Here is a 23,643-nt window from a genome sequence, read left to right as displayed (position 1 = left end):
GGGCGTGTCCGAATTTTTGTGTAAACGGTTCGGACTTCAGTTGACGGAGATGCGGTCTCCGAACTGAATGGTAAAGCGGGTCAGCGCAGCCTTCCAATCCCGGATGGGCATGGTCCACTTCTGGCTGATGTTGCGCAGGGCCAGGTAGAACAGCTTGCTCAGCGCCTCATCGCTGGGGAATGAGCCCCGGTTCTTGGTCAGCTTCCTCAGGCCCATGTTCACCGACTCGATGGCGTTGGTGGTGTAGATGACCTTGCGGATTTCCGGCGGGTAGTCAAAGAACGGGATGAGTCGGCTCCAGTTCCTGCGCCAGGACTGGCCAATGGGCAGGTACTCGGCATCCCAGCGCTCCTCGAATTCCCCGAGCATCAGCTCGGCCTCCTCGGCGGTGGCGGCCGTGTAGATGCGGCGCAGGTCGGCAGCCACCTCTTTGCGGCGCTTCCATGAGACGTAGTTCAGGCTGTGGCGCACCATGTGAACGATGCATAGTTGCACCACCGCCTTGGGAAAGACGGCCTCAATGGCGTCAGGGAAGCCCTTGAGCCCATCGACGCAGGCGATGAAGATGTCCTGCACGCCCCGGTTGCGCAACTCGGTGACCACCTGCAGCCAGAACTTGGCGCCCTCGGTCTGGGCCAGCCACAGGCCCAGCACCTCCTTGTCGCCCGTCATGGTGATGCCGATGGCCAGGTACACCGCCTTGACCCGCACCGCGCCCTCGCGCACCTTCACATGGATGCAGTCCAGATAGACGATGGGATAAATCGGCTCCAGCGGTCGGGCCTGCCAGGCCTTGACCTCGTCGGCCACGGCATCTGTCACCGAGGAAATCAGGCTGGGTGAGACCTCGGTGCCGTACATCTCTTCGAGGTGGGCCTGTATCTCGCGCACCGTCATGCCACGGGCGTACAGCGAGATGATTTTGTCGTCGAAGCCGGCCCAGCGGGTCTGGTGCTTGGGGATGAGCTGAGGCTCGAAGCTGCCATGGCGGTCGCGTGGCACTTCGATGGGCAATTCGCCGAACTCGCCCTTGAGGGTCTTCTTGCTCTTGCCGTTGCGGGTGTTGCCAGCGGGGTTGGCCACCGCCTCGTTGCGTTCATGGCCCAGGTGCTCAGTCAGCTCAGCGTCCAGGGCTCGCTCGACCAGCAGCTTGGTAAGTTGCTTGAGCAGACCGTTCTCGCCGATGAGGTCTTCGGGCTTCTTGTAGTTGGCCAGCAGGCCAGACAGCAGTTCTTCGGGTACGTCGTGTTTCTTGGTGTTCATTGTGCTTACGGACAGGCCGGCTTACGCCGGCGGTGGATTGTCCGTTTACACAAAATTCTGCACACCCTCAGGAAGATCAGGTTCGCGGTTCCCAAACTGGCATCGCCGACTCCGCGTACGCCGTTGTCGATCAGCAGCCGCAGGCTGCGCAGCAACGCGTCGACTCTAGTTGGTGCAAGTCCGAGCGATACCGGAACGGCATGTTGCCCCCCAGCGATGGCGATCAGCCGTTCGCTGATCCGTTCTGCTGTCGCTACCACTTCCTCGTGTCCAGCCAGCTCTCGCTGTGCTTGGTCGACCTGATCCTGAATCTCCTCACGGGCGTCATCATCCAACGACGCGGCAAGATCCTCAATGAGCGGCCTCAATGGCGAATTGCGCCAGCTCGCAAGGTCCTTCTCAGCGTCACGCAGGGCTACCTGAACATCTATTGGCAACATCCGGCGGAGTGCGCCGCCGATACGCATGTCGGGATCGTCGCCACCGAAGATCACATACTCATAGTCCTTCAACGATTCCGGAGCGCGCCCCAGGCCCGCCTTAGGCTGGAAGCGGTAGGTGAGTCGGGCCACCATGGGTGGGCCAGGATCAATCACGCAATCGTTGAGGTGAGCCATCAGTCGGGGATCGTTTGTGAAGTCCGTTAGATCCACAGAGACCTCAATGGTCGCACCAACCTTGTCTTCGCCAAGTCCGTCCCAGAAATGTTCAAGCCCCAGTTGTCGATCGCGCTCAGACAAGCCCGGATCAAGGATCAACTGCAGGCCGCGAATGAAATTGCTCTTGCCAACCTTGTTCTCTCCCACGATGACGATACTTTCCCCCGTCTCGACATCAACATCCGAGAAATTGGCGAAATTGATCAACCTGACCCGAGAAACCCTCATTTACGCCCCCGTCCACTGGTGTTTTAACAAATAGTAGCAGTCAAGCGGCCGGCCTCCATCCGCCGACCGCGACCGAGCTTTTCCGTTACGGCCCCCTCAAGGCCGCTTTTGTTCGACTAGACCGCTGCCGGTAAATCGGACGCAGCGTGGTTCGCATTGTTTGCTGCTGCCCCGGGTCTTAGCGGCGATGGTGAGGGCTCGATGTTTCAGGACGCCGAGCTTATGTGCCCCTCTCCACCTTGGTTTCACCATCCCGAACGCCGCCTGCTGGCTGGAGTCCTCGGCCTGCTCTGGTCGGTGCTGGCTGGCGGCTGCGCTACGACGACTGCGCCGCCCGCACCTGATGCCATCGAGGAAGTCTCGGCCGCGCCCGAACCCGAGGCGCCCGAGTACATCCCCGTCGTGCGCTACGGTCGCTACACGCTGGTCGAGCTGGCACCCAGAGCGGCGCAGCGCGACCTGCTGTTGCAGACCATCGACGTGTCCATGCCCGAAGATGCCCGTGCCACCGTCGGCGATGGGCTGCGGCATGTGCTCAAGCGTAGCGGTTACAGCCTGTGCCAGACGGCACACGCGGTAATCGAGCTGTACGCGCTGCCGCTGCCGGCGGCGCACCTGCACCTCGGCCCCATGACCTTGCGCGATGCGCTGCTCACGCTGGCTGGCCCGGCCTGGGAACTGCACGCGGATGACCGCGCACGGCAAATCTGCTTCGAACGGCCCGCCGACAGCGCGGTCATCGAACCCGCATCCGAGCCACCCGCCGCCGAGGCGGTGCAGACGTTCCCGCTGGAGCCTTCGGTTTCGGGAGGCCAGCCATGAGCTCCCCACAGTCTGCCCGGCGCCCGGGCGCCGTCGTGGTGGTGCAGAGCCTTCTGTGGCTCTGGTTGGTCTTCCTCAGCGTCTTGGTGGCCCTGGGCTACCAGGCCCTCAGCGACCAGGCCGACCAGGAGCGGCTGGATTCCCGCCTGCAACGCCTGGAAGCGCAGGCAACTGGCTTGGCCGAGACGATCGAGGCCATCCAGCAGCGCCCGGCCGTCGCGACGGACGCTGACCTCAAAGACACCCGCCAGATCCTGGAAGCACGCGCGGCCCAGGTCGAGAAATCTCTCAGTGGCTACGCAGCGGCCGACGACCTCCAGGCGCTTCGCGCGGAGGTCGAGCAGATCAAGGCGCGCCAAGCCGCCGCACGTGCCACCGCACCCGCCCAGCGGCGCGCATCGCGCACGTCCGCCGCCTCCAAGACCGAGCTGTCGCCGCTGTCATTCCGCGTCGTCGGCGCCGAACTGCGCGCCGGCCAGCGCAGCGTGTCCGTCGCGCCGAGCACCGGGGACTTCACGCCCGCCCAACTTCAGGTGCTGCTGCCCGGGGATGCGGTCGGCCCGTGGCGCCTGCAGGCGATCGAGGGCAACACCGCAGTGTTCCAGGCCGGCAACCACACCCGCCGCGTGGCGATTCCCTGACCGGAGCACCCCATGAAGCCGTCGATCCTCCTTTTCGCGGTCCTGGTGGCGTCGTCGCAATGGCCCGCCTGGGCGCAGCAGCCCGCAACGACCCCGGCGCGCAACGCACAGAGCCAGGAGCGCCCGCTGGCCGCCCGCGTGCTGGACGACCGGGTGGCAACCGAATGGGGCTTGCAGCCACAAGAATGGGCACGCTACCGCGAGCTGATGGATGGGCCGCTGGGTATCTACTCGCCCAACCTGGACCCGCTGTCCGCCCTGGGCATCGAAGCTCGCACGGACGAAGAACGGCGCCGCTATGCGGAACTGCAGGTGCAGGTGGAAGCGCGCCGCGTCGAGAAGCTGCTCGCCTACCAGCGCGCCTACGACGAGGCCTGGCAGCGCCTGAATCCGGGGATGCAGCGCGTGAACCTGCCCGACGACAAGCCGGGCGCCGGCACATCCAGCAGTCCCTTGCGCGGCAGCGGCCGCATGGCGGTGTTCGTCAAGGACGGCTGCGCAGCCTGCGGACAGCTCGTGCAGCGCCTGCAATCCTCGGGCGCGGAGTTCGACCTGTACATGGTGGGCAGCCGCCAGGATGACGCGCGCATCCGCGACTGGGCCAAGCGCGCGCAGATCGACCCGGCGCGCGTGCGCGCCGGCAGCATCACGCTCAACCACGACGGCGGCCGCTGGCTGTCGCTGGGCCTGCCCGGCGATCTGCCCGCCGCCGTGCGCGAAGTGAACGGCCAATGGCAGCGCCAGCCGTAGCCATGCCCCTGCGCGCACTGGTGCTCACTGCCGGCCTGTATGCCGTTGCCGCCCTGGCCCAGGAGGTTCCGCCACCGGCTTACCAGCTTGCCGCCCAGCGCGCAGGCATCCCCTCGACCGTGCTCTACGCCGTGGCCTTGCAGGAGAGCGGCATCCGGCGCAACGGGCGCCTGGTGCCGTGGCCGTGGTCCCTCAACGTCGCCGGCCAGTCGCGCCGCTTCGCCACGCGCGCCGACGCCTGCGCTGGCCTGCAGCAGGCGATGCGCGCCACGCCGCACACGCGCATTGATGCGGGCCTGGGCCAGATCAACCTCGGTTACCACAAGCACCGCTTTACCGGCGCGTGCGACCTGCTGGATCCGTATCGCAACCTGGCCGTTGCCGCCGAGATCCTGAAGGAGCAGCACACCCCCGGCGAGGACTGGCTGCTGGCGATCGGCCGCTACCACCGCCCCGCAGGCGGCGAGCCCGCCGCCCGCTATCGGCGCAGCGTGTCGCGCCACCTTGCCCGCGTGCAGGGCACGCGACCAGCCGCCGCGGTCCTCGCGGCGCGCCAGGAGACCTCCCCATGACGAAACCCCATCCCGCCCATCTCGCGTTCACGGGCCTACTCATGCTGCTGTCAGGCCTGCCGCTGGCCTCGCGTGCCGGCGAGCCACTGATCGTTGTCGAGGACCGTGGCGGCACGTCGGCATTGCCGTACTACGAAGCCCTGAATCTCCAGCCGCGCGCCAACGCACCGGCGCGGCCGTCCATCCCGACGCCCCAGCTTCCTGCCACACCGGCGGACGAAGCCGCGATGCTGCCGGTGCGCAGCGCCAAGCTCACGCCTGGCACCGTCGCGCGGCGTGTGATTGAAGCGCCCGGCCTGCGGCCGTTCGTGGTCATCGGCGACGACGAGGCTTCCCGGGCCTGGTTGCAGCGCCGCGCCGCCGCTTTGCGCGAACGTGGCGCGGTCGGCCTGGTGGTCAACGTCGAGACCGCGCAGGGCCTGGCGCGGCTGCGCGCGCTGGCGCCAGGCTTGCCGCTCGCCCCCGTTGCCAGCGACGACCTGGCCGATCGCCTGGGCCTGCGGCACTACCCGGCGCTGATCACGGCCACTGGCATCGAGCAATGAAGCCATGTCGGGGAAACAGCCGGTCGAGGTTCTGCTACGCCCAGCGGTGGAGCTATACACCATCGCGGCGTGTGCAGGCGCCGCGTTTCTGTGCCTGGTGGCCCCATGGTCGCTCGCGCTGAGCCCTTCGATGGGCGTCGGCAGCGCCTTGGCATTCGGTGCCTACGGCGCGATCCGCTACCGCGATGCCCGCGTCATTCTGCGCTACCGGCACAACATCCGCCGCCTGCCGCGGTACGTGATGACGAGCAAGGACGTGCCGGTCAGCCAGCAGCGCTTGTTCGTGGGGCGCGGGTTTCTCTGGGAGCAGAAGCACACCCATAGGCTGATGCAGACGTACCGGCCGGAGTTTCGCCGCTACGTCGAGCCGACGCCGGCCTACCGGCTGGCCAGGCGCCTGGAGGAACGGCTGGAGTTCGCGCCGTTCCCGCTGTCCCGGCTGCCCGCGCTCACGGGCTGGGACGTGCCTTTCAACCCCGTGCGCCCGTTGCCGCCTGTCGGCGGCCTGCCGCGCCTGCATGGCATCGAGCCCGACGAGGTGGACGTCAGCCTGCCGCTGGGGGAGCGCGTCGGACACTCGCTGGTGTTGGGCACCACGCGGGTGGGCAAGACGCGGCTGGCCGAGTTGTTCGTCACGCAGGACATCCGCCGCAAGAACGCCGCAGGCGAGCACGAGGTCGTGATCGTCATCGACCCCAAGGGGGACGCGGACCTGCTCAAGCGGATGTATGCCGAGGCCCAGCGCGCGGGCCGTGAAGGCGAGTTTTACGTCTTCCACTTGGGCTGGCCGGACATTTCGGCGCGCTACAACGCGGTGGGCCGCTTCGGCCGCATCAGCGAAGTGGCGACCCGGGTGGCGGGGCAGCTCTCCGGCGAAGGCAACAGCGCGGCGTTCCGCGAGTTCGCATGGCGCTTCGTGAACATCATTGCCCGCGCCCTGGTGGAGCTGGGGCAGCGCCCGGACTACATGCTGATCCAGCGGCACGTCATCAACATCGACGCGCTGTTCATCGAGTACGCCCAGCACTACTTCGCCAAGACTGAGCCCAAAGCCTGGGAGGTGATCGTCCAGATCGAGGCCAAGCTCAACGAGAAGAACATCCCGCGCAACATGATCGGGCGCGAGAAGCGCGTGGTGGCGCTGGAACAGTACCTCTCCCAGGCCCGCAACTACGACCCGGTTCTCGACGGCCTGCGCTCGGCGGTTCGCTACGACAAGACGTATTTCGACAAGATCGTCGCGTCGTTGCTGCCGCTGCTGGAGAAGCTCACCAGCGGGAAGATTTCCCAGCTTTTGGCCCCAAATTATTCCGACCTGGCCGACCCGCGCCCGATCTTCGATTGGATGCAGGTCATCCGAAAGCGCGCAGTCGTCTATGTGGGTCTGGACGCGCTATCCGACGCCGAGGTTGCCGCAGCGGTCGGCAATTCGATGTTCAGCGATCTCGTGTCGGTCGCCGGGCACATCTACAAGCACGGGATCGACGATGGCCTCCCGGGCGCAACGGCCGGTGCGCGCGTGCCCATCAACGTTCATGCCGATGAATTCAATGAATTGATGGGCGATGAATTCATCCCGCTAATCAACAAGGGCGGCGGTGCCGGCCTGCAAGTCACGGCGTACACGCAGACGCTCTCGGACATCGAGGCCCGCATCGGCAACCGCGCGAAGGCCGGTCAGGTGATCGGTAACTTCAACAACCTGTTCATGCTCAGGGTCAGGGAGACGGCCACGGCCGAACTGCTGACGAGGCAGTTGCCGAAGGTCGAGGTCTATACCACCACCATCGTCTCCGGCGCGACCGATAGCTCGGACATCCGTGGGGCGACGGATTTCACCAGCAACACGCAGGACCGCATCAGCATGTCCAGCGTGCCGATGATCGAGCCGTCGCACGTCGTTGGACTGCCCAAAGGCCAATGCTTCGCGCTGCTGCAGGGCGGCCAGCTTTGGAAGGTACGCATGCCGCTGCCGGCGCCGGACCCGGATGAAGTGATGCCGGCGGACCTGCAGCAACTGGCCGGGTACATGCGCCAGAGCTACAGCGAGGCCACGCAGTGGTGGGAGTTCACCAGCTCGCCGGCCTTGCAGGATGCGGCCTTGCCCGACGACCTGCTGGACGATGCCGCTGCGGCCGAGCCCGACGCGGTGGCCACCGGCGCCGACGATGGCGCGGGCAACGAGGCCGTGCCATGAAGGATGCCGCCTCGACCGCGCAGCGGGAGCAGAACCAACGCCAAGGCTTGATCGTCGGCACCCTCACCTTACCGTTCCGGTTACTCGGGGTGCTGATCGGCTCGCTGCTGTTCTCGATCGTGGTGGAGTGCGTCGGCATGCACCTGTTCTGGAAGGACCAGGGCTGGCGCCACTCCCAGCAGATGCTGCAGTACGAACTCGGGCACCTGTCCAGCCACTTCACGCGCAGCGTGGTCGTACAGGAGCCGGGACGGACGGCGCACGAGCTGGTGGACACCGGATACGAATGGGTGTTCGTGCGCTCGGGGCTGCTGGAGCACATGAGCCAGACCGCCGAGCGCGCCCGAGCGCCCAGCCACGGGCAGACCCACAACTTCCGCTACTGGATCAGCCAGGTCTATGTCTGGACCGAGAGCTACCTGATCGCTGCGGCCTTCACGACGCTCACCTTCCTGGTGCGCCTGCTGGTCTTGGTGCTCACGCTGCCGCTGATCCTCACGGCGGCATTCGTCGGCCTGATTGACGGCCTGGTGCGACGGGATGTGCGCCGGTTCGGCGCGGGCCGCGAATCCGGCTTCATCTACCACCGCGCGAAGGCCAGCCTGATGCCGTTGGCCGTGCTGCCTTGGGTCACCTATCTCGCTCTGCCCATATCGGTGCATCCTCTGGTCATCCTGCTGCCCAGCGCGGCGTTGCTGGGGATGGCAGTTAGCCTGACCGCAGGCAGCTTCAAGAAGTACTTATGAGGTGACACGGGCGGCACTGCTCTGCAAAGCCGTGTGCCGTTCATCGGTTCTGCAGGGTATCAAGAGCAGCATCCAACGCCGTAACCGCCTCGACGACCGTTCTTACCGTCGCCCGATCGAACTCATGATCGCGCTGAGCGTCGTGCACACCGCTATTGAGGTAACCCCATTCAATACTCGTACCGCTGACATTGAGCAGCCTGACCAACGCCCCCACGGCATCCGGCGCACCCGCGTGTTGCGCCGCGATACGCTCGACGGCCGACCGCAACTTGGTGCATTTATTGTTCAGCTCCCAAGGCGCGCGGGGCCCGCTCAGCTTGATGTCGATCCGGCCGTCCGTCCGCCGACCCAGCCACGTCCACAGGCGGTCCGTCAGACTCTCCAGCGCCGGCCGGGCCTGACGCAGTGCCTCGCGTTTCTCGTCAGCCGCCAACGCCTGCTGGGCCAGAAGAACATAGTTCTTCGCTGGCGGGTCGCTGTCGACCCGCAGTTCGTGCTCTCCCTGATGCGGGAGAAACTTGTAGCGCTTGATGGCGCCAGCGCGCCGGGCGCCCAGCTCCTGCTGGATGCGATGCAGGAATTCCTCGGCGTGCGAGGTGAGGATGACCTGCTTACCGTCGAGCAGGCCATCCTCGAAGAAGGTGCGCCAGATGCCGTCGCGGTGGTCATCGTCGATCGCATTGACGACGTCATCAAAGATGACGACGGGACAACCCTGCGCGATATTTTTGGCGAGTAGTATCGCCAGGCCGAGGCACTTGATGTGCCCCTCGCTGAACACGATTAGCGCGTCGTAACGGACACCCGGCTCCCCAGCGAACTCCACCTCGATCTTGCCGTTCTCGGCCACTGGCAGCCACAGCGCGTGCAGCAGATCGCCGGGCGGATCGGCCCGGTTGAATGCGTTGTAGAGCTGGCGCGCTTGCTCTCCCAGCCCTTGGAGCAGCACACCTGGAAGTGCGGCAAGGTAGGCCTGAATCTCGGGCAAAAAGCCGTCGTAGGCAACCTTGACCCGCTGATGGTGCGCCACCACCGCCACTTCCGCAGCAACGACCTCGATCAGTTCGCGGTTCGCCTCGTCGAACTGGGCGACGGTCTGGCGGGCAGTGGCCAGATCCTGATCGGCCGCCCCCCGCAAGGTGCGCAGTCGTTGGACCTCCAACTGGTGCTGCTGTAGGCCATCTCGCTCCTGTGCCAATGCGCCGCGCTGGGCATGCACTTCCCGCGCCTGCGCGTCGACCCCTTCAATGATCTCGGCGATCCGCAGCAGAGCGTTCCAGGCACGTCGATCTCCATCGACCCAGGCACCAAGCCAATTGCCGGCCGCAGTGGGAGGCAGCAGCGGCAGGCCAGCACCCTGTGATTCGGCCGGACAGGCAACGGCACCCGCCGTTACCACGCGGCGCATCTCCTCCCACAGAACTCGGACCGCCTCGCTCAACTGCGTGCGATGTCCAGTCTCCTGCTGTTGGAGGGCAGCCAGTTGAGCAAGCTGCTCCAGGCCCGCGCGTGCCTTCGCGAACGGATCCTGCGCCACAGCGGCCAGTGCAGTTCCACAGGCGGGGCAAGCCGTCGCCCCGTCCGCCAGCGCCAACACGGCCTCGTAGAGCTTCGCGTATGACACCTCGCCGGCGCGGGCGGCAAGCTGCCCGGAAGACGCCCGCCACAGTCCCTGGATCCGATAAGCCTCTGCCAGCAACGCCTGCAGACGGGCCTGCGTCACTTCATAAATGGCAGGCGGGTTGGCGTCCAGTTGTGCCTGGACGTACGGCAGCCGCCCTTGTTGCTGCGGTGTGCCGAGCAGCCAGTCGACGCAGGCCTGGTAGGTCGCGCCAGGCCACATGCGCTGCGCCAAGGCCTGCTCTAGGGCCTCGACCGCAGCAATCTTCTGCGGATAGGCGGCGATCGTCTGCTCGGAGTTCGCCAACTGTACGCGGCGTTGTGCCAGCTGCGCAGCTTGGACACCGGTGAGCATCAGGTCCTGATCAAGCAAAGGGTTGAAGCCCCGCACGAATTCGCTGAACTGGTCCACGCCGAACAGGGTTGCGATCAGTTGCCGCTGGTCGCCCGGCGTCCGCGCGGCGATGCGGGCGAAGTCGTCAAGGCGGTTCTTCTCGATGAAGCAGAAGCGGTATTCGGCTTCATCTGGCTGGACGGCCTGGGGCTGGTCTTCCGCCCGGGACGATAGGACAGGCGCGACATGACGGCGCAGGCGAGCGTTGTTGCAGTACGTCCGCTGGTCGACCCGCTTGGCCTGCGCTTCGCTGATCGAACCGAGCATCGCCACTTCCAAGGCTTCGCAGAAGCTGCTCTTGCCGGTGCCGTTGGCACCGTAGACCAAGGTGATGTCATGGCTGAGGTCGAACGTCTCCTGCCGCATGAATCCTCGAAACGGCCCGACTTCGAGCTGGTGCAGTCGCCCGAGCGCCGGCCCGTTTTCGGGGCCGCGCGCGTCCCCGTTGTAGGCGACAGGCATCTGCGCCAGATGCGCGATGGCCAGCGGCGCCAAGCGCGTGGAGCGCCCCCGGCGTGCAGCACCGACCTCGGCCAGTGGCTGCAGGTGATCGAGCACCAGGTGCGCCAGCCGGCGCACGTCGTCGTGCACGTGCCGCTGCGCCAAGTGCGCTAGGAACCGGTGGTACTCCGAACGTATGCTTGCCACAGCGACCCCTCACTTGGTCAACCACTGACCGTAAGCCTCCACATCGATCATGGGGACCGTTCCACTGAACTGAAGCTGCGCGATCAGCTTGAAAAGAAACGCGGTCGCCGGCTTGTTTTCGTTGGTGTAGCTGTACGCGCCGCTGGCTTGGTCATAGAAAAAGTGCCCGTGGGCGGCAACGCATCCGATGTCCAGACGCCCCTCGGTGAGGTTTGCGTTCAGCGCCTTGTCCATGGATGGGCCCAATGCTGGACTCCATTCGCTCTCGAAGGTGAGCAAGCCACCCAGAATCGGAATCAACGGCTTCGCTGGGTAGGTCCCGCCAGCGTGCGGGATCGGCAGGCTCGTGCGGTGCAGCCTGCGCACACTGGCGACCTTCTCCTGGGCATAGGCCACAAGCCCCGCGTCAGCCGTCTGCTTGGCCTCGAACACGGCGTACACGCTTTCGGCTGGGATGATCGTCTCGTTCTCGTAGGTGAAGATAAAAGGCGAATATTGCCGATCAAACACCACCACATCGATCTGCTGGCTGAAGTTCCCCAGGCTGTCCACCACATGCGCCTTGGCCGCCTGGTACCGTTTGGGCAGATAGGTATCCAGCATGTCGATCCAGACGTTCTCGCTCGCATCCCCCTTCGTGCCCGGGTGACCGAAGGTCTTGCGTACTACGGACAGGCGCTGCTGGATGTCCTCGTGCAAGGACGACAAGAGTTGGGAAAGCGACCACTGGGACATGTTGTACCTCGATTGGACGTATGGCAGCCGACGGGGTCAGGAAAGCGGGAACTTGGGGCCAAACAGCGCACGCCAGGCTCGAAGCGCTTCGAGATTGCGACCGCGACGCGCGTGGTCGATGGCGACACTTGCGTCCTGGCTCGCTTGCGACAGCAGTTGCTGCGCGCGCTGCTTGCGCGCAGCGTCCATGTCGTTGCTGATCGCCGGCCCGAGGCCGGCCGGGTCAGGCCACTCGTCATGGACACGATCAGCGAGCGTGGCAAAGAATGACTGGATCTCGCGATCGAACGATCCACCCCAGCCGCCGTAGAGACATTCCAGTGCCATCACCTCGATAAGGAATGAGGGCTTCACCGGCTTCTGATCGCCGTGCTTGGGATTGTTGTTCCAGTACTTCACCATGCGCACGAGACCTTTCCACTCATTGCCATAGGCTTGGTGCGCTGCGGTCGCCTTGTCCTTATGGATCTCCGGGTCCGTCTTGATCCACTTTCCGGACGCCGAATCGGGGATCTCATACTGGTCGCCGGTGTCGAATGCGGGCACCGCATCCACGCTGACCACCCGGTAGTCCGTGTTGTCCTCCGCGTCGATGTGAACACCGAAATCCACGTTGATCGAGCGCGCCTGTTTGCGCACGGCTGCCGAACCGTATTTCTCCACCAATGCAGAGTGGAAATCATCCAGCACTACCGATGCGGCCTTGCCGTGGTAATGCTTCTCCGAGTCCTTCAGCACGAAGAAGATGTCGATATCCTTGAGCGGCTTCGTCTTCGTGTATCGAGCATAGGAGCCGGTCAGGAAGCTGCGCGCAATACCGAATTTCGTCTGCAGGTAGTCTCGCACTTCGTTCTGGCGCTGCGAGGCATTCTTCTGCTCGCGCTCGTTGAGTTCCAGGCGCGACTTGAACTTGCGAAAAGCTTCATCGATCGACAGCATCAGCGTTGCCTCCAATATCCAGCCTGACCCGCCAGGCCGCTGTGTTCCACAGTCGAGCCCAGGCTCTGCTTGACCATCCCATCCGTCGAGCGATAGCTTCCTTTGCTCCACCCATCCACGTCAGGCCGCCCGGGCTTTGTATCAAGCATGACTTTGTACTTAGCCTGCGATGGCAACAGCCCAGCCTTCTTGATCGCGTATTTCAACTGCTCGGTATCTGTCCAGAAGCTGCCGTCGCCATCGGACCACCCATACACGATGTCGATATCCCATCGGGTCACAAGCTTGTCGGTTGCCGGGTTGTAGATCTCCAGAATCACCTTGCGCAGATCACCGGTCCCGAGCCACGTCTTGATGGCTCGGGTATTGCTCTCCCAGCGATCCGCAAAGTGCTCAGGGTCCAGCCCACTGAGCAGGATGATGTCTTTCAAGCTCTTGAGGATGTTGTCGGTCACATAGGTAACCGAGTGCGTGTACGAGTAGGTGGCGACGGTGCTCATGACTTGAGGAAACCTCCGAGGTCGAGCGACAGCGCTTGCCCAGCATCGTCCTGCGCCTGCGTGGCAATTCCTTGGCTCAAGTCCCGTGCAATGATGCGAGAACAGTGCTTTTTGAGCGCGGTTTGCACCCAGCCGAGCTGCTCCTTCGGACACGGCAGCGAGACTCCCCAGTCTCCCTTCAACGGCTCGAACCCCAAGACTTCTTCGTTGGCATCATCACCATCGATCGCGTCTTCGTCGAAGAGGCAGTAGATCCTGGTCCGTGGTCCATCGCATGTCGCAACGATGGGCGCGCTCTTGGGTGCCTGGTCGGCGATCAAGCTGGCGGCCACGCCCGCCACGGCCCTGAGTTCAGAGCGAGCCGTGCCGTCCTTGCCCTGAGTGAGCAGTTCGACAATGGCATCCCACGTCTGCAACGCATCGCGGTGCGGCGAACTGCGAAACGTCCGGCTGACAACGGTGGTCATTTTTGCTTCCCTCCTTGAAGGCGCATTTGCTTTGCCTGTCGTATCGCACTGCGCAGGTGCTCTACGGAAAGCTTGTTCGGATCGATAGCCACTTGCGGGTCGGCCGCGAGGGCGTTGGCTACGACCTTGCGAATGGCCCGACCATCCAATCCGACGCACTCGCCAGCACACGCGTCGAACTGGTGAGCCGAGGAAAGCTTGCCAATCCCCGGAAATGTCTTTGCCAGGCCATTCAGGCAGTCCACCAGGATCTGCTTGCAGGCATCCTTGCCGGGCAGTGGCACCTCCATCACCATGTCGCAACGAGACAGGAAGGCACTGTCGACGGCCTGTGGGAAGTTGCTGGTGGCCACGAACAGCAGATGCGGGTTGCGTTCGGCCAACATGTCCAACTGCACCAACACCGCATCGGTGGCCCGGTGCACATCAACCGGGTTGGCTTCCAGGCTGAGCTTGGCTCGATCAGCCGCAAGCGTTTCGACCTCGTCCAGAAGGACGATCGTCGGGCCCGCCGCTGCGGATTCTGCGATCGATTGCGAGAACAGGTCTGCCACGGCGCGTTGAGTCTTTCCCATTGCAGAGCTCGTCAGCGTGTGAGGCTCCACTTCCAGCAATCGAAACTTCGCAGAAGAAAAAGATTCGGCCACACGATGCGCCAAGCCCCGTGCCAAGGAGGTCTTCCCAGTCCCCGGTGGGCCGACCAACAAGATCACGCCGTGCAGGGGGAGTACCGTGCGCTCCACCTTGGGGCGCACCGTGAAGTTGACGATCGCTTGTGACAGCAACTGTTTTTTGATGGCTTCGTCCATCACGATCGAATCCCACAAGTCACCCAGCGACTTGTCCGGCAGCTTCCAGCTTCGATGGATGCCTTTCGGCAAAGTGGCGTCTGATGAAGGATTCTTGGTCATCCGTGGCTCTCGGCGGGTCAGAGAATGGTGCGATAGGTCGCCAGCACCTTGGTCGTTTGCACAAGGCCTTGGCGCAGCAGGATTTCGAGATAGCGGTCCACATCGATCGGCGGATGCTTGAGTTGGGCACGCTGGCGCTGCGCAGCCGACACTACGGCGGCCGCATCCAGATCCAGCAGGTTGTCCACAAACTCATCGGGGTGCTGCGATTCGATGCCGTACGGAGCCAGCAGATCGTTCGGGAAATCCCGTTCGTTGAACGTCACAATCACGCTCGCACCGCAGCGAATCGCCGCAGCCAGGACGTGCCGATCGTCCGGATCGGGCAATGTCAGGCCTGCCACGAGCGCTTCGTAGCCCTCCACCAAGCCGTCCGGAATGGCCCTGTCCATGAGATCCGACGTCCTGTCGACCTGAACCCGGGTGAGATCGGGGCGGTTGATCAACAGGTTGCGTTTCCACTCCTCATGAATGGCTTGGCTCCACCGCGCCCGGAAGCGGCCAGACAGGCCGAGCCACATCAGGAAATCCCGCAGTGGCGCGGGATATAGAACGCACGCGTCGTAGACGGCGGTGAATGGGGAATGCCTCATTCGTATCCCATTCCCAACTCTTGCGACTGCTGAGCGAGTTCGGCCATCGCCTGCTCACTGGCGCGCTCGCGCGCTTCCTTGTACTGCATCAGATCGGCGAACCTCACCCTGCGGTGCTTGCCGGTGCGATGAAATGCCAACACCCCATCTTCTAGCAGCTTGACGAAATGGGGACGGGACACGTTGAGCAAGTCCGCCGCCTCTTGGGTCGTCAGCTCTGCATGGACGGGCACCACCTTTACTGCATTGCCATCGGCCAACTCGGCCAGGATGTCGACCAGCAGGCGCAACGCCGAGGTAGGCAGTTCCACCTGATGAGCCTGTTTGTGGTCATCAAAGATCTGGATGTGCTGCGTCTCGAACTGGGTTGCGAGGTAAGCCGCCAAGGCACGTTGACCCTGGACGGCTGCCTTAACCTCTCCCGCGGCGGGAAGGGTCATCTTGGATTGGGCAGTGGCGGTGGTCATGGGTAGCTCCTAAGCGAAAACGGTTGCAGAGCCGATCATATTCGAAACACTCGAAAAACGCAATAATCGAAACGCGACCCGGGCTTTTGTAGGTTCGCTCGCGGCATGCCCAATCCGGTCGTCCGCCAGTTCCTATTGTTTGCGGCCTAAAACAGCCCTGATCTCCACGATCACCCCATTGCTGATCACACAGGAATGGCGCGATGGTGGCTTCGATCTGGCTGCGCGCCGCGCATCGCGGCGTACCCACTCTTCTCGTGACGGCCCTCCTGCTGGGTCAGTCCCCGATGGCCTTGGCCGAGTCCCCTGCGCAGCGCCAGGAGCTGGTCGCCGCACTGCGCCAGCTCGACGCGCTGGAGCGCACCGTCGCGGACAGCGCCGCGCATGCCCCCATCCAGCCGGGCGAGCGCTACCACTTCGACTACCCGCGGCTGCTGGCTGACCTGGCGCGTGTTCGCGCCGGCATCCAGTTCCATCTGACGCCATCGCGCGCCCAGCCGCGCGACCCCTCCGAACTGGCCGGCGACTACCGCACCGAGCGGGCGACCGAGCCGCTGCCGGCGACGACTGCGGAGGGCAAGCCATGAACGGCGCCCAGGTCTCAGCATTTCAAGCCAACAGCGGCATCGCGCCTTCCGCGATGGCGACCGTCCTGGTCGGCGTCGTGTTCGCGGTCCTGCTCGTGTGGGGCGTCTGGGCCATCCGAACGGCCTACGTGGGGTGGTCCGAGAGCCGCCTCAACCAGCGCCAGTTCCTCGGCGTCTGCATCCGCTTCGTCGCGATGTACCTCGTCCTGAGTTTCTTCCTCCTGTCCTGACCTGAAAGGCCCGACCATGCACAACCGCATCTTCACTTCCCGTTTTGCCCAGCGCGCCGCCGTGGCCCTGGGCGCCGCCGCGCTGCCCGCGCTGTCGTTCGCGCAAGGCTTGCCGCAGTTGGAGAACCCGACGCGCGGCACCGGCAACGGCATCATGGAGACGATCCGCAACTACGGCTACGACATCATCATGCTCGTGGCCCTGTTGGTGGTGGCGTCGATGTTCATCGGCGTGTGCTACCACGCCTACGGCACCTACGCGGAAATCCACACCGGCCGCAAGACCTGGGGCCAGTTCGGCCTCACGGTCGCCATCGGCGCCGTGCTGCTCGTGATCGGCATCTGGCTGCTCACCGAAGCCACCGGCATCCTGTAAGCGAGGCCGGTATGTCCGAGCAGCAGCACGTCCGTGCGGACGGAACGGTCACCTTCCTTCCGCACCGGCTCAACCGCCATCCCGTTGTCGTGCGCGGCCTCACCGCCGACGAGCTGTGGATCTGCTGCGGCCTGTCCGGCGCCGCCGGCCTGCTGGTCGGCGCGCCGCTGTCCTGGGTGTTCCGCACGATCGCGCTGGCGCCGACGTTCGTCGTCCTGGGCGTGGCCTTGGGCGTGTTCATCGGCGGCGGCATCCTGCGCCGCCTCAAGCGTGGGCGCCCCGACACCTGGCTGTATCGGCAACTGCAATGGCGCATCGCCACGCGCCATCCGCTGATGGCTGGCTGGGTCGGTGGCCATGTGCTGATCTCGCGCTCGGGCTTCTGGTCCACCCGCAGGAGCATGCGATGAGCCGCTTCAAAAACGAGGTTACCCACCTGCAGGCGCACATCAAGACCTTGCGGCTGGGCGCGGGCGCGCTGGTCGTCGTCGCCCTGGTCATGGGCGGCGGCTGGTGGAGCGCGCCGCGCGACCTGACCATCCACGTCCCGCCCGACCTGCGCTCTGGCAGTACCCGCAAGTGGTGGGAAGTGCCGCCCGAATCGGTCTATGCGTTCACGTTCTACGTGTTCCAGACGCTGAACCGCTGGCCGACCAATGGCGAAGAAGACTACTCGCGCAACCTCCACACGCTCTCGCCGTACCTCACCCCGTCCTGCCAGGCCTTCCTGCGGGCGGACTATGACTACCGCCGCTCCACGGGCGAGCTGCGTCAGCGCGTGCGCGGCATCTACGAGATTCCCGGCCGCGGCTATGGCGACGACCCCACGGCGCGCGTGCGCACCGTATCCGATCGCGACTGGGTGGTGACGCTGGACATCACGGCGGACGAGTACTACGGCGCCGAGCAGGTTAAACGCGCCCTGGTGCGCTATCCGATCAAGGTCACGCGGGTGGACGTCGATCCCGCCCGCAACCCGTTCGGCCTGGCGCTGGACTGCTATGAGGGCGCGCCCCAGCGCATCAGTGCACCGGAGCCGGCGCGCCCGGCGCCGAGTGGCCTTTCTCCGCAAGCGCCTCAAGGAGGAAACACCCCATGAAGCATCCTGTACTCGCGCTGCTGGGGCTACTGGCCGTGGCCGCGGCACCCGTCGCCCAGGCGGTGGAGATCCTGCGTTGGGAACGCATGCCACTGGCAGTGCCGCTGAAGGTCGGTCAGGAACGCATCGTGTTCATCAACCGGAACGTGCGCGTGGGCGTGCCCGCGGGCGTGGGCGAACGCCTGCGCGTGCAGAGTGCGGGCGGCGCGGTGTACCTGCGCGCCAGCGAGCCGATCGAGCCCACGCGGTTGCAACTGCAGGACGCCGACACGGGCGCGCTGATCCTGCTGGACATCGCAGCTGAACTGCCCAAGGACGGGGAAGCCGAGCTGGAGCCGGTGCGCATCGTCGAGGGTGACAGCGCACCGGGACGCTATGGCGAGCAAGCCGACAGTGCCGAGGCCCCGGCACGCGCCCAGGGCCAGGCAGGTGCGCGGACCGCGCGGCGCGAAACTCCGGTCCCTGTCGTGCTGACGCGCTTCGCCGCGCAGAACCTCTACGCACCGCTGCGCACCGTCGAGCCGCTTCCGGGCGTCATGCGGGCCAACCTGCCCCGCGACCTCGACCTGGACACACTGATGCCAACGCTGCCGGTGCGCGCGGTCGCGCTCGCGTCGTGGCGCCTGGAAGACCAATGGGTGACTGCCGTGCGCCTCACCAACACCGGCGCCGACTGGGTCGCGCTCGACCCGCGCGTGCTGCAAGGCGATTTCCTCACCGCCACCTTCCAGCACGAGGCGCTGGGTCCGCGCGGCACGCCCGAGGACACGACCGTCCTCTACCTGGTCACGCGCGGCCGCGGCCTCGCGCAGTCGCTGCTGCCGGCGATTCACCGCTTCGACCCTGCCGTGCATCTGCCGCAGCCGGACGGCGACGAGAACGTCGAGGAGGCCCGCCATGCGCAGTAACGGCCTGCTCAAGTGGCTGATGATCCCTGTCGCCATCCTGGTGCTGTTCGTCGGTATCCGGCTGTTCTCGGGTGGCGGCAGCACGGCGCCACCCGCGGCGGACAACGGCGCCCAGCTCACGCCCGAGGAAATGAAGGCGCTGGGCATCGAAGGCGACACCCCGCGCGACACCGTGGCGACGCTCGTTGCCCAAGTGAAGCAGTTGCGCACCGAGCTTCAGACCGCGCTCTCGGACAACAAGTCGCAGCGTGAAGAGAACCAGCGGCTGCGCCAGCGCGAGAACTCCATCGACCAGCGCATCAACTCGGCGCTCGAATCCGAGCGGTCCAACCTGCGCCGCGACCAGGAGCAGGCGGCCAGCGCGCGCCAGCAGACCGAAGGGCTGCTCGCAGACCTGCAGCGGCGCCTGGACAGCATCGGCGGGCGCGGCGGCGGCCATGCGGACCTGCCCGTGGGCCTGGGGCTGCAGGGCGGCGACGAGGCCGGCATGGAGGGCGGCGTGCGGTGGGTCGAGCCGGACGACGCAAAGCCCGCCGAGGGGCGCAACGGCGGTCGTGGCGCGAGCGGCGGAATGAGCTTCCCCACGAGCTTCGGCCCGGCGCAGAGCACGCTCGAAACCACCGCGGAAACCGTGGCGAACGCGGGCGCGCAAGTCGCGGGCGTCAAGACCGCGAAGCCCGTCTATACCGTGCCGACCAACTCCACGCTCATGGGCTCGGTCGCGATGACGGCGCTGATCGGCCGTGTGCCGATCGACGGCACGGTGAACGATCCCTATCCGTTCAAAGTCCTGGTCGGGCCGGACAACCTGACGGCGAATGGCATCGACATTCCCGATGTGGCCGGCGCCGTGTTCAGCGGCACCGCCTCGGGCGACTGGACGCTTTCGTGCGTGCGCGGCCAGGTGCGCAGCATCACGTTCGTGTTCAACGACGGCACGATCCGCACGATCCCCGAAGACCGCGAGGGCAACCAGCAGAATAACCAGCAACGCGACGGCTTGGGATGGATCAGCGACCCGCACGGCATCCCCTGCGTCAGCGGCGAGCGGCGCAGCAACGCCCAGCAGTACTTGGGCTCGCAGGCCCTGATCACGGCGGCCGGTGCCGGCGTGGCCTCGCTCATCGAGAGCGACAGCGGCCGCATGTCGTATGTCGGCTCGGACGGCTCCATCGGCACCGTGGGCATCAGCGGCCAGGAGGCGGTCGGCCAGATTCTGGCGGGCGGCGTGCGGGACATGTCGGCCTGGGTCAACAAGCTCTACGGCCAAGCGTTCGCCGCCGTCTATGTCCAGCCCGGCGCGAAGGTCGCCGTCCACCTCGAAAAGCCGCTCGCCATCGACTTCGATCCCGAAGGCCGCAAGGTCGATCACCGCACAGGAGAAAGCCATGCTCTCGAACTTGAATAGCTTGGCCCGTGGCCTGGCGCTGGTCCTCGCCGTCGCGGCGCTCGCCGGCTGCGCCACCAGCAAGGAAAAGCTGCTGACCCACGGTGACCGCACGATGATGGACATCTGGCAGCAGGAGGCCGGGGACGGCGGTGGCGCAGCCGGACGGAACGCCGGCGGCCAACTGCTCGATGCGCGCCAGAGCCTGCGTCGGCCGCTGACCGACGCCGATATGCAGGCCGCACCTGCCGAGCAGATGCGCTACACGCGCACCGCGCGCAACGAGGTCCATCGCCAGTTCCAGCGCCTGCCCAATCCCGATCTCGTGATGTACGTGTACCCGCACCTGGCCGGCACCGATCCCGTGCCGGTGCCCGGCTACACGACCGTCTTCCCGCTGTACCAGCGCATTCAGTACGCGATGCCGGGTGAGCGCGTGGAGGACTACTGATGCGCTGGAAACTTCCCTGGCCTAAGCCGGCCGCGCTGAAGCTGGCCGCATCCGGCGCTGGTGATGACGAGCAGCCGGACGGCTGGCAGCGCCACATTGAGGCCTTGCGCCAAGCCGGCATCCCCGAACCCGGCTCGGCAGTCCGGGGCCGCAAACCGGCGACGGAGGCCGACGAGCAGGCGCTGTACGAGGTCGCACCGTCCTTCGTGGAACTGCTGCCCTGGGTCGAGTTCTTGCCCGAGTCAAGGTCCATGTTGCTGGAGGACGGCCAATCGGTGGCGGCCTTCTTCGAGCTGGTGCCGCTGGGGACCGAGGGCCGGGAACCGGGCTGGCTTGCCCACGCCCGCGACGCCTTGGAGAACGCGCTGCAGGACAGCTTCGATGAGCTGGACGAGAACCCCTGGGTGCTCCAGCTCTATGCCCAGGACGAGCCGAGTTTCGACCAGTACATGCAGACCCTGCGTGACTACGTGCAGCCACGTGCCCGCGGGACAGCGTTCACCGAGTTCTACCTGCGCTTCTTCGGCCACCATCTGCGTGCGGTGGCCAAGCCCGGCGGCCTGTTCGAGGACACGGTGGTCACGCGGCTGCGCTGGCGCGGGCAGACGCGGCGCGTGCGCATGGTGGTCTATCGACGTGCCACCGGGCAGGCAAGCCGCCGCGGCCAGACGCCCGAGCAGATGCTGAACATCGTCTGCGACCGCCTGTGTGGCGGGCTGGCGAACGCCGGCATCCAGGCACGGCGCATGGTCGCAGCCGACGTCCACGACTGGCTGCTGCGGTGGCTCAATCCGCGCCCCGCGATGCTCGGGCCCAGTACAGAGGACCGGGAGCGCTTCTACGCACTGGCGCGCTACCCGGACGAGACTGAGGCCGGCGAGATCGAACTGGCGAGCGGGCGGGATTTCAGCCAGCGGCTGTTCTTCGGCCAGCCACGCTCCGACGTGGAGCACGGCACCTGGTACTTCGACGGCATGCCGCACCGTGTGCTGATCACCGACCGGCTGCGCATGCCGCCCGGCACGGGACATCTAACCGGCGAGACCCGCAAGGGCGATGCGATCAACACGCTGTTCGACCAGATGCCGGAAGACACCTTGCTTTGTCTCACGATGGTTGCCACGCCCCAGGATGTCCTGGAATCGGATCTGAACCACCTGGCGAAGAAGGCCGTGGGCGAGACGCTGGCGTCGGAGCAGACGCTCAAGGACGTGCATGAAGCCCGCTCGCTGATCGGCAGCGCGCACAAGCTCTACCGGGGCACGCTGGCGTTCTACCTGCGCGGGCGCGACGAGGCGGAACTGGATCGGCGCGGCCTGGACCTGGCGAACGTGATGCTCAACGCTGGTTTGCAGCCGGTGCGAGAGGATGATGAGGTGGCGCCGCTCAACAGCTACCTGCGCTGGCTGCCGTGCTGCTACAACCCCGGCAAGGATCGGCGCCGGTGGTACACGCAACTGATGTTCGCCCAGCACGCGGCAAACCTGTCGCCGGTGTGGGGCCGTGCCCAGGGTACGGGGCATCCAGGCATCACGATGTTCAACCGCGGCGGCGGGCCGATCACCTTCGATCCGCTCAATCGCCTGGACCGGCAGATGAACGCCCACCTGTTCCTGTTCGGCCCGACGGGTTCCGGCAAATCGGCCACGCTCAACAATCTGCTGAACCAGGTCACGGCCATTTATCGGCCGCGCCTCTTCATCGTGGAAGCCGGCAATAGCTTCGGCTTGTTCAGCGACTTCGCCAGGCGCCTGGGCCTGACCGTGAATCGGGTCAAGCTGGCCCCCGGATCGGGCATCAGCCTAGCGCCGTTCGCCGACGCGCGCCGGCTGATCGAAACGCCCAGCGATGTGCAAACGCTCGATGCCGATGCGCTGGACGAAGACCTGCCACCCGATGCCTCAGCCATGGAGGCGGACGAACAGCGCGACGTGCTGGGCGAACTGGAGATCACGGCGCGGCTGATGATCACTGGCGGCGAGGACAAGGAGGAAGCCAGGATGACGCGCGCCGACCGCTCGCTGATCCGCCAGTGCATCCTCGACGCCGCCGAGCACTGCGTGGCCGAGAAGCGCACGGTGCTCACGCGCGACGTGCGCAATGCGCTGCGCACCCGCGGCCAGGACCCGACGTTGCCCGAGATGCGGCGCGTGCGGCTGCTGGAGATGGCGGACGCGATGGACATGTTCTGCCAAGGCACGGACGGCGAGATGTTCGACCGCGACGGCACGCCGTGGCCCGAGGCCGACATCACGCTGGTGGATCTCGCGACCTATGCCCGTGAGGGCTACAACGCGCAGCTCTCGATCGCGTACATCAGCCTCATCAGCACGGTGAACAACATCGCGGAGCGTGACCAGTATCTCGGCCGCCCGATCATCAACGTGACCGACGAAGGCCACATCATCACGAAGAACCCGCTGCTCGCGCCGTATGTCGTGAAAATTACAAAAATGTGGCGCAAGTTGGGCGCCTGGTTCTGGCTGGCGACGCAAAACATCGACGATCTGCCGCGCGCCGCAGAGCCCATGCTCAACATGATCGAGTGGTGGATCTGCCTGTCGATGCCGCCGGACGAGGTGGAGAAGATCGCACGATTCCGCGAACTCTCGCCGGCGCAGAAGGCGCTGATGCTTTCGGCACGCAAGGAAGCGGGCAAGTTCACCGAGGGCGTCATCCTCTCCAAAAGCATGGAGGTGCTCTTCCGCGCCGTGCCGCCGAGCCTGTATCTCGCGCTCGCGCAGACCGAACCCGAAGAGAAGGCCGAGCGCTACCAGCTCATGCAGCAGCACGGCGTCAGCGAGTTGGATGCCGCCTTCAAGGTGGCCGAGAAGATCGACCGGGCACGCGGCATCGAGTCGCCGGCCCTGGCCCTGCCCTGAATCTGCCGTGCACCGGAGAACGC

At 65.5% G+C, this 23,643-nt stretch carries 26 protein-coding genes; 16 read left to right on the top strand and 10 right to left on the bottom strand.

Features of this window, described 5'->3' with window-relative positions:
• Nucleotides 1–36 precede the first annotated feature (36 nt).
• Together BV908_RS15875 and BV908_RS15870 are read right to left on the bottom strand one after the other, a co-directional pair.
• Entirely contained in the window at nucleotides 37–1,263 is a 1,227-nt protein-coding gene (locus tag BV908_RS15875; protein WP_103738104.1) for an IS256 family transposase, read from the bottom strand.
• Nucleotides 1,264–1,268: 5 nt separating this feature from the next.
• On the bottom strand, nucleotides 1,269–2,150 hold the full coding sequence (locus BV908_RS15870) for a hypothetical protein (protein ID WP_246867524.1): 882 nt from the start codon (nucleotides 2,148–2,150) through the stop codon (nucleotides 1,269–1,271).
• Between the two features lie 222 nt (nucleotides 2,151–2,372).
• Between BV908_RS15870 and BV908_RS15865 the strand changes: the two genes are divergently transcribed.
• Genes BV908_RS15865 through BV908_RS15835 form a run of 7 tightly spaced genes read left to right on the top strand, consistent with a single transcriptional unit; the run spans nucleotide 2,373 to nucleotide 8,423 of the window.
• Nucleotides 2,373–2,972, top strand: coding sequence for a PilL N-terminal domain-containing protein (locus tag BV908_RS15865; protein WP_020307822.1), 600 nt, complete (start codon nucleotides 2,373–2,375; stop codon nucleotides 2,970–2,972).
• On the top strand, nucleotides 2,969–3,613 hold the full coding sequence (locus BV908_RS15860) for a hypothetical protein (protein WP_044396544.1): 645 nt from the start codon (nucleotides 2,969–2,971) through the stop codon (nucleotides 3,611–3,613). The genes BV908_RS15865 and BV908_RS15860 overlap by 4 nt, the downstream gene beginning before the upstream one ends.
• 12 nt (nucleotides 3,614–3,625) lie before the next feature.
• A complete protein-coding gene (locus BV908_RS15855; protein ID WP_003050292.1) occupies nucleotides 3,626–4,363 on the top strand; it encodes a TIGR03759 family integrating conjugative element protein in 738 nt (245 codons plus the stop codon).
• Complete coding sequence (locus tag BV908_RS15850) at nucleotides 4,345–4,935, top strand: transglycosylase SLT domain-containing protein (RefSeq protein WP_003109780.1); 591 nt, start codon at nucleotides 4,345–4,347, stop codon at nucleotides 4,933–4,935. The genes BV908_RS15855 and BV908_RS15850 overlap by 19 nt, the downstream gene beginning before the upstream one ends.
• A complete protein-coding gene (locus tag BV908_RS15845; protein ID WP_003050285.1) occupies nucleotides 4,932–5,480 on the top strand; it encodes an integrating conjugative element protein in 549 nt (182 codons plus the stop codon). Before BV908_RS15850 ends, BV908_RS15845 begins: the two co-directional genes overlap by 4 nt.
• Nucleotides 5,481–5,484: 4 nt before the next feature.
• A complete protein-coding gene (gene traD / locus BV908_RS15840) occupies nucleotides 5,485–7,677 on the top strand; it encodes a type IV conjugative transfer system coupling protein TraD (RefSeq protein WP_003050282.1) in 2,193 nt (730 codons plus the stop codon).
• The gene (locus BV908_RS15835; protein WP_003050279.1) at nucleotides 7,674–8,423 is read left to right on the top strand and encodes a TIGR03747 family integrating conjugative element membrane protein; all 750 of its coding nucleotides are present in this window, start codon (nucleotides 7,674–7,676) and stop codon (nucleotides 8,421–8,423) included. Before traD ends, BV908_RS15835 begins: the two co-directional genes overlap by 4 nt.
• Nucleotides 8,424–8,463: 40 nt before the next feature.
• On the opposite strand, the gene BV908_RS15830 is transcribed toward BV908_RS15835, so the two are convergent.
• From BV908_RS15830 to BV908_RS15795, 8 genes are read right to left on the bottom strand one after another with little or no spacing between them, the layout of a single operon-like run.
• A complete protein-coding gene (locus BV908_RS15830) occupies nucleotides 8,464–11,088 on the bottom strand; it encodes an ATP-binding protein (protein ID WP_003050276.1) in 2,625 nt (874 codons plus the stop codon).
• Nucleotides 11,089–11,097: 9 nt separating this feature from the next.
• The gene (gene nucC, locus BV908_RS15825) at nucleotides 11,098–11,823 is read right to left on the bottom strand and encodes a CBASS effector endonuclease NucC (protein WP_003050273.1); all 726 of its coding nucleotides are present in this window, start codon (nucleotides 11,821–11,823) and stop codon (nucleotides 11,098–11,100) included.
• 36 nt (nucleotides 11,824–11,859) lie between these two features.
• Entirely contained in the window at nucleotides 11,860–12,762 is a 903-nt protein-coding gene (locus BV908_RS15820; protein ID WP_003050264.1) for a CBASS oligonucleotide cyclase, read from the bottom strand.
• A complete protein-coding gene (gene cap7, locus BV908_RS15815) occupies nucleotides 12,762–13,262 on the bottom strand; it encodes a type III CBASS phage resistance system CD-NTase-associated protein Cap7 (RefSeq protein WP_003050262.1) in 501 nt (166 codons plus the stop codon). The genes BV908_RS15820 and cap7 overlap by 1 nt, the downstream gene beginning before the upstream one ends.
• Entirely contained in the window at nucleotides 13,259–13,729 is a 471-nt protein-coding gene (gene cap8, locus BV908_RS15810; RefSeq protein ID WP_003050260.1) for a type III CBASS phage resistance system CD-NTase-associated protein Cap8, read from the bottom strand. Before cap8 ends, cap7 begins: the two co-directional genes overlap by 4 nt.
• Entirely contained in the window at nucleotides 13,726–14,640 is a 915-nt protein-coding gene (locus BV908_RS15805) for an AAA family ATPase (protein ID WP_003050256.1), read from the bottom strand. Before BV908_RS15805 ends, cap8 begins: the two co-directional genes overlap by 4 nt.
• A gap of 17 nt (nucleotides 14,641–14,657) precedes the next feature.
• Entirely contained in the window at nucleotides 14,658–15,233 is a 576-nt protein-coding gene (locus BV908_RS15800; protein WP_003050248.1) for a PIN domain-containing protein, read from the bottom strand.
• Nucleotides 15,230–15,700 carry a helix-turn-helix domain-containing protein gene (locus tag BV908_RS15795; RefSeq protein WP_003050245.1) on the bottom strand — a complete coding sequence of 157 codons (471 nt, stop codon included), beginning with the start codon at nucleotides 15,698–15,700 and terminating at the stop codon, nucleotides 15,230–15,232. The genes BV908_RS15800 and BV908_RS15795 overlap by 4 nt, the downstream gene beginning before the upstream one ends.
• A gap of 203 nt (nucleotides 15,701–15,903) precedes the next feature.
• On the opposite strand from BV908_RS15795, the gene BV908_RS15790 reads away from it, so the two are divergent.
• From BV908_RS15790 to BV908_RS15750, 9 genes are read left to right on the top strand one after another with little or no spacing between them, the layout of a single operon-like run.
• Nucleotides 15,904–16,287 carry an RAQPRD family integrative conjugative element protein gene (locus tag BV908_RS15790; protein WP_003050229.1) on the top strand — a complete coding sequence of 128 codons (384 nt, stop codon included), beginning with the start codon at nucleotides 15,904–15,906 and terminating at the stop codon, nucleotides 16,285–16,287.
• On the top strand, nucleotides 16,284–16,517 hold the full coding sequence (locus tag BV908_RS15785; protein ID WP_003050225.1) for a TIGR03758 family integrating conjugative element protein: 234 nt from the start codon (nucleotides 16,284–16,286) through the stop codon (nucleotides 16,515–16,517). Before BV908_RS15790 ends, BV908_RS15785 begins: the two co-directional genes overlap by 4 nt.
• 16 nt (nucleotides 16,518–16,533) lie before the next feature.
• A complete protein-coding gene (locus BV908_RS15780) occupies nucleotides 16,534–16,893 on the top strand; it encodes a TIGR03745 family integrating conjugative element membrane protein (RefSeq protein WP_020307818.1) in 360 nt (119 codons plus the stop codon).
• An 11-nt stretch (nucleotides 16,894–16,904) separates the two neighbouring features.
• Nucleotides 16,905–17,303: a TIGR03750 family conjugal transfer protein gene (locus tag BV908_RS15775; RefSeq protein WP_003050133.1), complete on the top strand. Its 399-nt coding sequence runs from the start codon at nucleotides 16,905–16,907 to the stop codon at nucleotides 17,301–17,303.
• Nucleotides 17,300–17,992, top strand: a complete 693-nt coding sequence (locus BV908_RS15770; RefSeq protein WP_003050116.1) for a PFL_4703 family integrating conjugative element protein — start codon at nucleotides 17,300–17,302, stop codon at nucleotides 17,990–17,992. The genes BV908_RS15775 and BV908_RS15770 overlap by 4 nt, the downstream gene beginning before the upstream one ends.
• Nucleotides 17,989–18,900 carry a TIGR03749 family integrating conjugative element protein gene (locus tag BV908_RS15765; RefSeq protein ID WP_003050114.1) on the top strand — a complete coding sequence of 304 codons (912 nt, stop codon included), beginning with the start codon at nucleotides 17,989–17,991 and terminating at the stop codon, nucleotides 18,898–18,900. The genes BV908_RS15770 and BV908_RS15765 overlap by 4 nt, the downstream gene beginning before the upstream one ends.
• Nucleotides 18,890–20,308, top strand: coding sequence for a TIGR03752 family integrating conjugative element protein (locus tag BV908_RS15760; protein WP_044396503.1), 1,419 nt, complete (start codon nucleotides 18,890–18,892; stop codon nucleotides 20,306–20,308). The genes BV908_RS15765 and BV908_RS15760 overlap by 11 nt, the downstream gene beginning before the upstream one ends.
• A complete protein-coding gene (locus BV908_RS15755) occupies nucleotides 20,289–20,738 on the top strand; it encodes a TIGR03751 family conjugal transfer lipoprotein (protein ID WP_003050109.1) in 450 nt (149 codons plus the stop codon). The genes BV908_RS15760 and BV908_RS15755 overlap by 20 nt, the downstream gene beginning before the upstream one ends.
• Nucleotides 20,738–23,620, top strand: coding sequence for a conjugative transfer ATPase (locus tag BV908_RS15750; RefSeq protein WP_003050106.1), 2,883 nt, complete (start codon nucleotides 20,738–20,740; stop codon nucleotides 23,618–23,620). The genes BV908_RS15755 and BV908_RS15750 overlap by 1 nt, the downstream gene beginning before the upstream one ends.
• Nucleotides 23,621–23,643: the final 23 nt, after the last annotated feature.

This window comes from Diaphorobacter sp. LR2014-1 (assembly GCF_002916785.1).
In the GTDB taxonomy this organism is placed as follows: Bacteria; Pseudomonadota; Gammaproteobacteria; order Burkholderiales; family Burkholderiaceae_C; genus Diaphorobacter; species Diaphorobacter nitroreducens.
Note: the sequence above shows the minus strand (reverse complement) of the source record. Positions and strands in the feature narration are given on the sequence as shown.

Excerpts from the sequence above, each read along its gene's own strand:
- BV908_RS15775 (WP_003050133.1), top strand. The coding sequence starts at position 16,905 with ATGTCCGAGCAGCAGCACGTCCGTGCGGACGGAACGGTCACCTTCCTT.
- BV908_RS15750 (WP_003050106.1), top strand. The coding sequence starts at position 20,738 with ATGCGCTGGAAACTTCCCTGGCCTAAGCCGGCCGCGCTGAAGCTGGCC.
- BV908_RS15780 (WP_020307818.1), top strand. The coding sequence starts at position 16,534 with ATGCACAACCGCATCTTCACTTCCCGTTTTGCCCAGCGCGCCGCCGTG.
- BV908_RS15850 (WP_003109780.1), top strand. The coding sequence starts at position 4,345 with ATGGCAGCGCCAGCCGTAGCCATGCCCCTGCGCGCACTGGTGCTCACT.
- BV908_RS15755 (WP_003050109.1), top strand. The coding sequence starts at position 20,289 with ATGCTCTCGAACTTGAATAGCTTGGCCCGTGGCCTGGCGCTGGTCCTC.
- BV908_RS15785 (WP_003050225.1), top strand. The coding sequence starts at position 16,284 with ATGAACGGCGCCCAGGTCTCAGCATTTCAAGCCAACAGCGGCATCGCG.
- BV908_RS15865 (WP_020307822.1), top strand. The coding sequence starts at position 2,373 with ATGTGCCCCTCTCCACCTTGGTTTCACCATCCCGAACGCCGCCTGCTG.
- traD (WP_003050282.1), top strand. The coding sequence starts at position 5,485 with ATGTCGGGGAAACAGCCGGTCGAGGTTCTGCTACGCCCAGCGGTGGAG.
- BV908_RS15835 (WP_003050279.1), top strand. The coding sequence starts at position 7,674 with ATGAAGGATGCCGCCTCGACCGCGCAGCGGGAGCAGAACCAACGCCAA.
- cap8 (WP_003050260.1), bottom strand. The coding sequence starts at position 13,729 with ATGACCACCGTTGTCAGCCGGACGTTTCGCAGTTCGCCGCACCGCGAT.
- BV908_RS15795 (WP_003050245.1), bottom strand. The coding sequence starts at position 15,700 with ATGACCACCGCCACTGCCCAATCCAAGATGACCCTTCCCGCCGCGGGA.
- nucC (WP_003050273.1), bottom strand. The coding sequence starts at position 11,823 with ATGTCCCAGTGGTCGCTTTCCCAACTCTTGTCGTCCTTGCACGAGGAC.
- BV908_RS15760 (WP_044396503.1), top strand. The coding sequence starts at position 18,890 with ATGCGCAGTAACGGCCTGCTCAAGTGGCTGATGATCCCTGTCGCCATC.
- cap7 (WP_003050262.1), bottom strand. The coding sequence starts at position 13,262 with ATGAGCACCGTCGCCACCTACTCGTACACGCACTCGGTTACCTATGTG.
- BV908_RS15800 (WP_003050248.1), bottom strand. The coding sequence starts at position 15,233 with ATGAGGCATTCCCCATTCACCGCCGTCTACGACGCGTGCGTTCTATAT.
- BV908_RS15805 (WP_003050256.1), bottom strand. The coding sequence starts at position 14,640 with ATGACCAAGAATCCTTCATCAGACGCCACTTTGCCGAAAGGCATCCAT.
- BV908_RS15870 (WP_246867524.1), bottom strand. The coding sequence starts at position 2,150 with ATGAGGGTTTCTCGGGTCAGGTTGATCAATTTCGCCAATTTCTCGGAT.
- BV908_RS15820 (WP_003050264.1), bottom strand. The coding sequence starts at position 12,762 with ATGCTGTCGATCGATGAAGCTTTTCGCAAGTTCAAGTCGCGCCTGGAA.
- BV908_RS15875 (WP_103738104.1), bottom strand. The coding sequence starts at position 1,263 with ATGAACACCAAGAAACACGACGTACCCGAAGAACTGCTGTCTGGCCTG.
- BV908_RS15790 (WP_003050229.1), top strand. The coding sequence starts at position 15,904 with ATGGTGGCTTCGATCTGGCTGCGCGCCGCGCATCGCGGCGTACCCACT.
- BV908_RS15770 (WP_003050116.1), top strand. The coding sequence starts at position 17,300 with ATGAGCCGCTTCAAAAACGAGGTTACCCACCTGCAGGCGCACATCAAG.
- BV908_RS15855 (WP_003050292.1), top strand. The coding sequence starts at position 3,626 with ATGAAGCCGTCGATCCTCCTTTTCGCGGTCCTGGTGGCGTCGTCGCAA.
- BV908_RS15845 (WP_003050285.1), top strand. The coding sequence starts at position 4,932 with ATGACGAAACCCCATCCCGCCCATCTCGCGTTCACGGGCCTACTCATG.
- BV908_RS15765 (WP_003050114.1), top strand. The coding sequence starts at position 17,989 with ATGAAGCATCCTGTACTCGCGCTGCTGGGGCTACTGGCCGTGGCCGCG.
- BV908_RS15860 (WP_044396544.1), top strand. The coding sequence starts at position 2,969 with ATGAGCTCCCCACAGTCTGCCCGGCGCCCGGGCGCCGTCGTGGTGGTG.